Source organism: Oleiphilus sp. HI0132 (assembly GCF_001635845.1).
Map to the genome: position 1 here is coordinate 1 of NZ_LWGJ01000347.1, position 10,679 is coordinate 10,679.

9 protein-coding genes and 1 pseudogene are annotated in these 10,679 nt (G+C 44.8%); 7 read left to right on the forward strand and 3 right to left on the reverse strand.

The window, feature by feature from the left end; genetic code table 11:
• Positions 1–349 (forward strand): annotated as a pseudogene (locus tag A3766_RS30350) (hypothetical protein); the annotation flags it as partial.
• Positions 350–399: 50 nt separating this feature from the next.
• On the opposite strand, the gene A3766_RS04260 reads toward A3766_RS30350, so the two are convergent.
• A complete protein-coding gene (locus A3766_RS04260) occupies positions 400–1,053 on the reverse strand; it encodes a TetR/AcrR family transcriptional regulator (protein ID WP_068508613.1) in 654 nt (217 codons plus the stop codon).
• Between the two features lie 170 nt (positions 1,054–1,223).
• Here A3766_RS04260 and A3766_RS04265 point away from each other — a divergent pair, with 170 nt between their 5' ends.
• The 6 genes from A3766_RS04265 (at position 1,224) to A3766_RS04290 (ending at position 7,467) form a co-directional block, all read left to right on the forward strand.
• Positions 1,224–2,906, forward strand: a complete 1,683-nt coding sequence (locus tag A3766_RS04265; RefSeq protein ID WP_068508611.1) for an acyl-CoA dehydrogenase family protein — start codon at positions 1,224–1,226, stop codon at positions 2,904–2,906.
• A 248-nt stretch (positions 2,907–3,154) separates the two neighbouring features.
• A complete protein-coding gene (locus tag A3766_RS04270; protein WP_068508609.1) occupies positions 3,155–3,430 on the forward strand; it encodes a hypothetical protein in 276 nt (91 codons plus the stop codon).
• Positions 3,431–3,621: 191 nt separating this feature from the next.
• Positions 3,622–4,119, forward strand: a complete 498-nt coding sequence (locus A3766_RS04275) for a hemerythrin domain-containing protein (RefSeq protein ID WP_068508607.1) — start codon at positions 3,622–3,624, stop codon at positions 4,117–4,119.
• A gap of 34 nt (positions 4,120–4,153) precedes the next feature.
• The gene (locus A3766_RS04280; protein ID WP_068508605.1) at positions 4,154–4,543 is read left to right on the forward strand and encodes a putative zinc-binding protein; all 390 of its coding nucleotides are present in this window, start codon (positions 4,154–4,156) and stop codon (positions 4,541–4,543) included.
• A gap of 96 nt (positions 4,544–4,639) precedes the next feature.
• Complete coding sequence (gene mrcB / locus A3766_RS04285) at positions 4,640–6,943, forward strand: penicillin-binding protein 1B (protein ID WP_068553116.1); 2,304 nt, start codon at positions 4,640–4,642, stop codon at positions 6,941–6,943.
• Complete coding sequence (locus tag A3766_RS04290) at positions 6,934–7,467, forward strand: tetratricopeptide repeat protein (RefSeq protein WP_068553114.1); 534 nt, start codon at positions 6,934–6,936, stop codon at positions 7,465–7,467. Before mrcB ends, A3766_RS04290 begins: the two co-directional genes overlap by 10 nt.
• Positions 7,468–7,554: 87 nt before the next feature.
• On the opposite strand, the gene A3766_RS04295 is transcribed toward A3766_RS04290, so the two are convergent.
• The gene (locus A3766_RS04295; protein ID WP_068641758.1) at positions 7,555–9,453 is read right to left on the reverse strand and encodes an HD domain-containing phosphohydrolase; all 1,899 of its coding nucleotides are present in this window, start codon (positions 9,451–9,453) and stop codon (positions 7,555–7,557) included.
• An 86-nt stretch (positions 9,454–9,539) separates the two neighbouring features.
• Entirely contained in the window at positions 9,540–10,643 is a 1,104-nt protein-coding gene (locus A3766_RS04300) for a PilT/PilU family type 4a pilus ATPase (RefSeq protein WP_068641765.1), read from the reverse strand.
• Between the last annotated feature and the right edge of the window lie 36 nt (positions 10,644–10,679).

The following is a 10,679-nucleotide window of genomic DNA, read 5'->3' on the forward strand; positions in this document are numbered from 1 at the left end:
GAAAGCGGTCATGATGAATATCGAGATGAAGCGTCGGCAAAACCGCGCAGGTAGCAGCACTAAAACGAGTGCGCCGAAAACCAAAACATCCACTGCAAGCAAAACTAGCAATACCAGATTAAAGACCAACAAAGCTAAAACCAGCCCAGCTAAAGACAAACTACCAGAAGGACGTGTTGGCTCAGCTGCCAAGGAAAAGCGAATTAAAGAAGCCATCGCCAAAGAGAAAATGGAACGCGAAGCTGCACAGGCTGCCAAAGCGGCTGCAGAAGCAAAAGAAATGGCAGAAATTATGGCCAGACTTGACCAGCGTACGAAGGAAAAAGAAAGCCTACGTCGTAGGCGCTAGAAGCTGAGGCTCATCTCTTAAATGTTCAAACCTTTCAGGCTCAAAAGCGCTTAGGCGCGACGAACACCTGAAAGGCAAAAGCTCAATATTTCTTCAATCCATTCTTCGGGCTTGAATTCGCCAGGCGTTTGTTGGGCACTGGCGATAGAGCCAAGTAATGTTTCTGCCAATGCACCAACCATCGCACCAGCAGATATCAACGCATTCTGGGGTGCAAACTCATTTTTTTCGACTCCCTCTGTCACCAAGGCCTCAAATATCTCGGCATAGGCTCGTCGATATTTTAAGCGCTCTTGCTGAACCTTTGAGTCTACCGGTTCGGCTATCAAGGCATAAGCCAGACCACGCCCTTCTAAAGCTCTTCTAGAGAAAATCTCTAACGCCATTTTCAGACGTTGCTCACAGCTCAATGCCTCGCCTTCTTGCTGACCTTCGAGTTCATCTTCCACCTGAGGAAAAGCTGCTAGCTGTACATTCCTGACTTCTTTTTCAGTGGCCACCCGAAACACTTCTGCGCACAGTTCTGCTTTCGATGCGAAGTACTTATATACAGTACCGGTCGCAACATCTGCCCTTTCAGCCAACAAAGCAATGGTTAAAGACTGAAAACCTCCCGAAGCGACTAACTGCAAAGCAGTATCCAAGAGCAGTTTGCGCTGTGCTTTCTTTCTGGCTTCAGTTTTTTCTGTCGGGCGATATGCCATGGAATACTCTTTAGTTTTTCTCTTCACACGAGCTTATGAAGAGCTCTTAGAACTGGGTCCTTGAATTTTATCCTAAATGCGCAGAATTGACTATTGAAGCATCGCGTGATTCAATAGCACAAACAAATGAATACAAGTTCACTTTATCTAAAGGTACGGAGTAAGCGACCATGACCTCTTCTGAATCTTTCAAGCCGAGCAACGCCTATTGGCCAGAAACTCACACTGTCGAGAATCAACCCGAAGCATTGGAAAACTACAATGCCTATGAAGAAGATGCCGCACTCAAAGATGCAGTTAAAGCTCATCAAGGACAAGCTTACAGCGAGGATCTTTCACGTTTTGGCAGGGTCACCGGGTCAGCCGAAGTGCTTGAATGGGGCTTTCAGGCGAACGAGAATAAACCGGTATTCTTTACTCACAACCGCCATGGTAAGCGTATCGATGAGGTACGCTTCCACCCTTCTTACCACCAACTCATGGCGCTCTCAATTAAGGAAGGCATCCACTCTTCCCATTGGACTAAACCTGGCCCAGGCGCTCATGTCGCACGTGCCGCCAAGAGCTATATGATGAGCCAGGTTGAAGCAGGTCATGGCTGCCCTATAACTATGACTTCTGCCGCTATTCCGACACTAAAAAGGCAGCCAGATATCTATGACATATGGGCCCCCAAAGTTATGCATCGAGAATATGACTACCGAAATGTCAGCCATGAAGAAAAGGCAGGCCTCACAATAGGTATGGCAATGACCGAGAAACAAGGTGGTTCCGATGTTAGACAAAACAGTACGCGCGCCTTTGCAATGGGTGCCCAGGGACCCGGACAGGTTTACGAACTAATCGGGCACAAATATTTTGTGTCAGCCCCCATGTCAGACGCATTTTTAGTACTCGCCCAAACTAGTTCGGGTGTTTCTTGCTTCTTGGTGCCACGCTGGCGACCCGATGGCAGCAAGAATCCGATGCAAGTACAACGCCTGAAAAATAAAATGGGGAACGTCTCCAATGCTTCCAGTGAGACTGAGCTACGCGGAGCAATGGGGTGGATGATCGGCGAAGAAGGTCGAGGTGTATCGGTAATTTTAGAGATGGTTGCCATGACCCGCTTTGACTGCATGATTGGCACCTCGGGCATGATGCGCCAGGCAATCTCCCAAATCACTCATCACTGCCGCCAACGCAAGGTGTTTGGCAATACACTCGATAAACAACCACTCATGCAAAATGTACTCGCCGACCTGATTATTGAGCACGAAGCAGCTACGGCTTTAAGCATGCGCATGGCGAGGGCACTCGACTTAAGCAGTGAACACGAGCAGGAAAAACATTTAGTGCGCATGGGAACTGCTATCGGCAAATACTGGATCTGCAAGCGGGCCCCCGGCCACGCCTATGAAGCAATGGAGTGCATTGGCGGTAGTGGCGTAATGGAAGATAGTATTATGCCCCGACTATTCAGAGAGTCTCCTGTAAATAGCATTTGGGAAGGTAGTGGCAACGTCCAGTGCCTGGACATGCTTCGCGCCACGCGTCGTAATCCTGAATCTCTACAAGCCTTCCTGACCGAATTGCATACTGTAGAAGGTAAGCATTCACTGATGGATGAAGCCCTAAATGATCTTCATCAAGAATTCTCTAATCAGAAGGATATAGAATACCGCTCCAGAGGAATCGTTGAAAAGATGGCACTTTGCTTCCAAGGGGCAAGCCTACTCCAATATGGAAATGAAGAAATCGCCAATGCGTTTTGCCTCGCCAGACTAAAAAGTGACAACAAAGGTTGGGTTTATGGTACCCTACCAGGCGATATTGATTGTTACTCGATCATTAATCGAGCAACACCGAACTAAGACGAAGCGAATAAGCCCGGGACATTACCGGGCTTAATAGTCTATGAAGGCTTGTTTTTCTTCTAAAGACATAGGTGATTTCGTCTTATAAATTTTGAACTAGCAACGATAATAATTATAAAAGTCACTATTCGACACCGCTGGTTAACTGCTAACACAGTAGAAAAGAAACAGCATTTAGTAAGGTCTAAACACTAAGTTTGGCCTCAGTAAGAATTGAATAGTGTTTAATATACGGGAGAGAAACTATGTCTGTAGCACAAGAAATCGATGAAGTAATCGTGGTCGATGAAAACATAGAAAAAGGATATTTCTACCTCGAAAACCGCCAATTTCATGGCCCTTATGAAACAGAGGAACAAGCCTCTCAGGCAGCTTTAGAAAACTGCAAATTGTCTTCACCTGGTGAGTGCAGGGCAATCTATCACGGCTCAGCAAAACGCGATAGCGATACCAACCTTAACGTGCCACTTGGCGACATGCGCGAAGCAGGCTCAATAGAATGCCCTGAAGCCGCTGAATAAGCGCTGCTAACTGCTCAGGAGCCCCTCCTGAGCAGCCTATTATTTTTCTATCTGCTCTACCCCCTTTTATCCCTCTTATATCAACTAGGTTGTATAGCTTCGGCTCGGCAATGTTCTTAAGATAAAAGCTCGCCCTGAAAAGAATTCCGATACTATAGTTGCCCACCCCGTTCTTATGAAGTGGAGGAAGTATGCCCGATCAAACTTTAACAGACGGCAATAGCACCCTTGAGCCTCTAGAATCTCTATCAAACCCTGAACTAATTGCTCATATCTTGCAGCGCTACCATGAAGTCCATCGACAACAGCTTAGCGAACTAAATGAAAAGGCTGCTCGAGTTGAATCTGTACACGGTGAACACCCAGAGTGTCCTCATGGCCTATCTAATCACCTGCAAACAATGAAGATAGAGCTCGAACAACATATGTTTAAGGAAGAAAACATCCTCTTCCCTATGCTGGAACAAGGAATGGGAGCAATGGCTCAGGGCCCTATCTCGGTGATGCGTCATGAGCACGATGAACATGCTGGTGCAATCTCCCAGCTATCAGAGCTAACGAACCAGCTGACATTACCAGAAGACGCTTGTAATACCTGGACAAGGCTTTATGCCTTAATTTCTGAATTTATCGAAGATTTGCAAAGTCATATCTCGATTGAAAACAATCTACTCTTTGCTCGCGCCTAACAGTTCTGGCACTCACTGATATTGATAGTAAAAGATGAATCATAGAGAACAGCAGCCTATCGTGTACTCATGCTCTGGCTGCTCTAATGTCGCCCAGCTTACCAATCAATTAGCCCTAGAATTGAACCGTCTAGGACAAGCTGAAATGTCTTGTATAGCAGGCGTTGGCGGACAGGTTAAATCATTAGTTAGACAAGCGAAATCAGAGCGACCGATCCTGGCCCTAGATGGCTGTGCTTTGCATTGTGTAAAACAATGCCTTAACAAAGTTCAAGTCACCCCCACACTTCACCTCACACTGACTGACCTAGAACTCAAGAAAGTAAAGCATCAAAACTTCTCAAAGCAAGAATTTGAACACGCTTACACTTATGTTTCGAAAAAGCTTTCGTCGATCCAAAGTAAGCCTCAGACGCACTTTTAGTCTTATCGTATTAAGCCTCACACATTCCGCTTGGCTCTGATACACTAGCTCTTTCAGCCCCTAGCAGCTTCTGCAACAATAAGTACTTGACGCGAAATGACTAACTCCGCCAATTTCAGGCACAAGCGCCCTCTCCTTCTTCGCCCAACTAGCTTGAAGATACTAAGTGTTTTGGCCTTACTGCTCTTTGCCTGGTGCATATATCTCGATGCTCAGGTCAGATATAAGTTTGAAGGCAAGCGGTGGGCGCTTCCAGCTCAAGTATTTGCCCGCACCCTCGAAATTTATAACGATAAGGCGCTAAACGCCAACAATCTGCTTGATGAACTCAATATGCTAGGTTATCAAGCCCGTTCGGAACCTAAATCCGAACGCAGCTACTCCATTCGTCACCTATCAAGCACCCATCAAGTTGTTGAACTAAAGGTACCTGCTCATCAAACACTTGAAGGTTATCAAGAGAGTAGTCACTTTCGTTTTCATATAGAAAACGATATCGTCACCCAGCTGCAAGGCCTGGGTAGTCATCAAGCGCTCTATACACTAGAGCCTTTAAAAGTGGGCGGCATTTATCCCCGCACTAAAGAAGAAAGAATCCTACGACCCTACGAAGACATACCCGACCAACTCATTGCCAGCCTTCTTGTCACTGAAGATCGTGACTTTAAACATCATTTAGGCATTTCACCGCTATCCATAGCGCGTGCTGCATGGGCAAACCTGAAAGCGGGCAGAGTTGTTCAAGGTGGCAGCACGCTTACCCAACAATTGGTCAAGAATTTTTATCTCAGTCGAGAGCGATCACTTAGCCGAAAGGTAAATGAAGCACTGATGTCTCTGATGCTGGAAGCCCATTATGACAAGCAGTCCATCCTAGAAACTTACATGAATGATGTCTTTCTCGGTCAATCTGGCTCACTCGCTATCCACGGGTTTGCAGCGGCCAGCCTCTACTACTTTGGCAAGGATTTACGTGCCTGCTCTATCTCCGAACACGCTCTACTTGTCGCCATGATCAAAGGCCCGTCCTATTATAATCCTCGCCGTTTTCCTGAACGAGCACTAAAACGACGCAACCTGGTTTTGTCTCTTCTGAACAAGGAGAACCTCCTTGACGATCAACGCTATCAAGAGGCGATCACTCACACATTAAACGTTATCGATAAGCCGACTCTACAGACTAATCCCTACCCGGCATTTATGGACATGGTAAAGCGTCAGCTGGGAAAAGATTACCATGAAGACGACCTACGCACTGAAGGGCTAAAGATATATACCAGTCTAGACCCCCAGCTCCAGCACCAGCTAGAGAATACAATCGCCAGCAAACTTCCAACACTCGAATCAGTGAAACAGACAGGAACGCTTCAAGTAGGCGCCGTGGTCACCGCAACCGGCACCGGGGAAATACTCGCCATGGCTGGGGACAGAAAAGCACGATACCGCGGTTTTAACCGTGCTCTTGATGCAAGAAGACCTATCGGCTCGCTCATTAAACCGTCAATATTCCTTAGCGCACTGGAAAAACCCTCACAATATCAACTCAGCACGCTGGTATCAGATCAGGCATTCAAAATAGAGTTTGAAGATGGGCAAATCTGGGCGCCGCAGAACTTTGATCACGAAAGCCATGGAGAAGTCCCCTTATATCTAGCGCTTGCTAAATCCTACAATCTGGCAAGTGCCCGCTTAGGTTTAGAGCTAGGAATTGACACAGTGCATGACATGCTCAGGCGTTTAGGTGTCAAAAGAGAGCTCACGCCCTACCCTTCTCTATTCCTAGGATCTCAATCATTGTCACCGCTTGAAGTGACGCAGCTCTACCAAACTATCGCCAGTAATGGCTTCAACATGCCCTTAAGAGGAATTCGCGAGGTCACCAACGCACAAGGTGAAACTTTAACCCGCTACCCTTTCAAGCTTAGTCAAGTAGTTGCACCCGAGGCGATTTATTTATTACAAGAAGCACTAGTAAAGACCATGCAAACCGGCACCGGGCGCTCTGCATACAAACAACTACCAGAGCAACTGGTGGTTGCGGGTAAAACCGGCACCACTAACGATAATCGGGATAGTTGGTTCTCAGGCTACTCGGGAGATTACCTAGCAACCTTTTGGCTCGGCCGCGATGACAATAAAGAAACACACCTAACCGGCAGCAGCGGTGCCCTGCAGCTATGGAGCGACTTTATTCGCCGCATCCCTCAATATCCCTTGAGTATGGAAGCTCCTGCTAACATCCAGTACCATTGGTTTGATCAAAACACGGCTCACCTCACCGATGAACGATGCAAGGGCGCTATAGACCTTCCTGTCTGGGGTGAACCAGATACATCTGAATATCAAGCATGTAAAAATGGTTATTCATCGGTGAAAGGGTGGTTAAAATCATGGTTTTAGAAGGCCTCAGTTATTTATTAAAGGCATCTCCTCTGGCTTTAGTGCTCAGTACAGTTCTCCTACTGAGCGCTTGTTCTTCACTCAACACACAGACTAAGCCTAACATTGTCCCCGTAACACCGAGTTCAAAGGCCGACTCACCGATCACATCCAAGCCTCACAGCATACTTAATAAAGCTGTAACACCAGAGGAAAAAAGCATAACTGTCGATAGTGATGCAGCCAAAAATCAAGATGTAGAAGTAAAAGAAATAAACAAGGTAGAAAGCAATATATTAAGCGTTCTACTTGCTAAAGCCGAAAAAGCAAAAAACTCTCAACAATGGCTACGCGCCCAACGAATATACGAACAAGCCATACGGGTCGCCCCAAACAACCCAGAGGTATTTATCAAGTACGGTGATTTATATCGTTTAATGGGAGGAGATGACAAAGCAAAAAGCATGTACCAGCGAGCGCTTTATCTAGCGAGTGGCGACAAGCGTTTAAGAGACCTTGTACTTGAGAAACTAGAGTCGTTCTAACTGTGCGCGTGTAAGTCAGCATTAAGTTTTAGATACTTGTGTTTCCAGCACGGCTTGATTGGTAAGGATAGAAGAACATGTTTTTAACTATGAATACTCATCTTTCAATATCTCAATAAATACGCCAGCAATACTTGGGTCAAACTGCGTCCCTGAGCAGCGCTTAATTTCAGCAATAGCTTCTAAGCGGCTACAACCCTTTCTATAAGGTCTATCAGCGGTCATCGCATCGTATGTATCTGCGAGCGCTGCAATACGGGCGAGAATCGGAATATCTTCGCCCTTTAATCCATCTGGGTAGCCTGTTCCATCATATTTTTCATGATGACTTCTTACTATAGGTAGAATCGCTTTAAACTTATGGATTGGTTTAAGAATAAGCTCCCCCTTTACTGGATGTTGACGAATGATTTCAAGTTCACTATCCGTAAGTGGCTCAGCCTTGTTTAGAATCTGCTCATAGGTACCGATTTTCCCAATATCATGGAGAATGCAGCCCACCTTGAGAAGGTTTAATGATTCGGAATCAAGTGATAATTTCCGTCCAATACGTAATGCCAGAGCTGTCATGCGCTCCGAATGCCCCTTAGTCCAGTGAGACTTAGCATCAATTGCAGAACTCAAGGCAGAGGTTGTATCCAAAAACATTGAATGCAAAGACACATAGTTTTCTGCATTTTCGATCGCTATAACAGACTGGTTGATTAGCGTCTGGCAGAGGGCGATTTTTTCTTGAGAAAAAGGTTCCCGGTCCCACACTCTTGACTCACCCAAAATAATAGCACCCTCTGAGCGTCCTTTAATAACTAAGGGAAAGATTAAACCGGAATGTGTTTCAGAAGTGAAAATTTGTTCCAACTCAACTTTATGTCTCCGATCAAACATTTCTGTATTAGAAACTGATACGTATCGTCCAGTGTCAAAAGCCTTCTGTAAGTCAGGACAATATTTTACGTCTAACTCGTTTCCAATGCCAGGCTCCCAATCTAGCATCCTGATGGGATAGGCTGCGCGAATTACAGGGCCTGCATGCTCACTATCTTTTAGAGCAATACGGCAATAGGTTACTTTCAGTGTACTTGTTAGTTTCTGCGCCATAAGCTTTAGCAACTGCTCAATATCTAACTCGGACGAGAGTTCAGCGCTTGCCAATAAAAGTATCTCAAGGTCTAAAGAACGTTCCTTTAGCTGAATACTGTGTCTATCCAGTTGGTCTTTGAGGCTTAGGTGTTGATGGGAAAGCTGTTCAGCCATGCTGTTGAAACTGTCAGCAAGTTCCTCCAATTCGTCCCCGGTATCTAAATTGACTCGATAATCCCATTCTGAGCTTTTAAGCCTCTGAGTCGCCTTAACCAGGTCGTTAATGGGACGTGTAATCGAACGAACTAGCTGGAAGCTAAAAAAGACAAGGAAAAAGACGAGAAGCGTGCCGCTAATGACAACGCTTTTTTGTGCGCCATAACGCATCTCAGATGCTTCATGAAAAGCTTTTTCTAATTCATGGTCAAGAAAAATATGAATCTGGTCTAGCTGTGTGGTGATTTTCTGGCCTAATGCATCGAACTCACTCAACAAGCTGTTTTTCCCGCTAGTTTCGGTAGAACCCGCTAAAACTAATAGGTTCGAGCTCAGGCTAGATAAGCGAGCAATGTCACTTCTAACTCGTTTCAACAGAAATTGTTCTTTTTCAGCTAATATGGGTTTATGCTCAATTGTTTCCAAGAGAGCGTTTAGCTCGTCAATAAGATTACTGAACTGTGAACCTTCTTTTTTGACTCGAATAGAAGCCCGTTGTTCGGCTAATAGGGATACAAACACAGTTTGTGCTTGATCGACTATTCCAGTATGGCTAATAATTTTGTCTACCAACAAAAACTTCTTATCTATCCTAGATTGCTCAAATAAAACGTAGGCTAGTGTCGCGGAAATTAATACCAGACACACAACAACGGCTATAATAATCCGGCTTCGAATATTTGTTTTCAATAAACTCGTCCTAATAATTCAGAAAGAAGGTAAAAAGATCTATTTTCCAGTAAGAAATGATTTGGCATGATACCGACATTTGCACATTAGCTTTTTATTTGCCAACCTTCAGAGGCCGCACTGGGGTCGTCTTTAAGGCGGATTTTCACTTGGACATTATGTTTCGAATCTGCGTTGTTAATAGCTTCTTCCGCTGAGATTTTCCCTTCTTTATAGAGTTTAATTAGAGATTCATCGAAAGTAACAACATTTTGATCCATGTCTCTCTCAAATGCTTCAGTTAACTCTCCAATTTTTCCTTTCTGAATCAACTCACCAAAGTAAGGAGAATTTCGCAATATTTCTAATGCTGGAGTTAATGAACCATCCTTACTTTTTACAAGTCGCTGGCAAACAACAGAATGAAGGTTTCTTGATAGATCAATCAATATTTGTCCCCGGTCATCTGGAGGGAAAAAGTTAATAACTCGATCCAATGTTTCAACGGCATTGCTGGCATGAATAGTGGCTAAACATAAATGACCTGTTTCAGAATATACGATCGCCTGTTTCATTGTGTCGGTATCTCTTATCTCCCCAATCATGANTACATCTGGAGCTTCACGCATTGCACTTTTCAAAGCATCTGAATAACTCTTGGCATCGATCGAGATTTCCCGTTGATTAACAATTGATTTTTTGTAAGAGAATAAGTATTCAATTGGGTCTTCTATAGTCAGAATATGTCCTGTTGAATGCTTGTTTCGAAAATCGATCATTGCTGCTAGCGTTGAAGATTTACCTGAGCCGGTGGCGCCAGCAACCAGAACCAGCCCGCGTTTCTCAAACATAAACTCACCCAGATCTTCTGGTAACCTTAGCTCTTCTAGAGTTGGCGGTGAGGTTTTAATACAACGAATCACCATCGCAACAGAACCGCGTTGCCTAAAAACACTCAGGCGAAATCGCCCCAAGTTAGGAACGGAAATACCAACGCTAGTGCTCAGATTCTCATCAAAATTCTTAATTTGCTGATCATTCATCAGAGAATAAGCAAGCTCTTTGGTTTGGGCTGATGTTAAAGCCGTGTCTTTATTAATCGCACTACAAACACCTTGTATTTTTACTAAGACAGGAAAGCCCGCGCTAAAAAACAAATCCGAGGCTTGCTTTTTAATCATGTACTGTAAGTACTGCGAGATATTGGTCATTAGTCAGCCTTAGCTTTATTTTTGAACATTATTTAG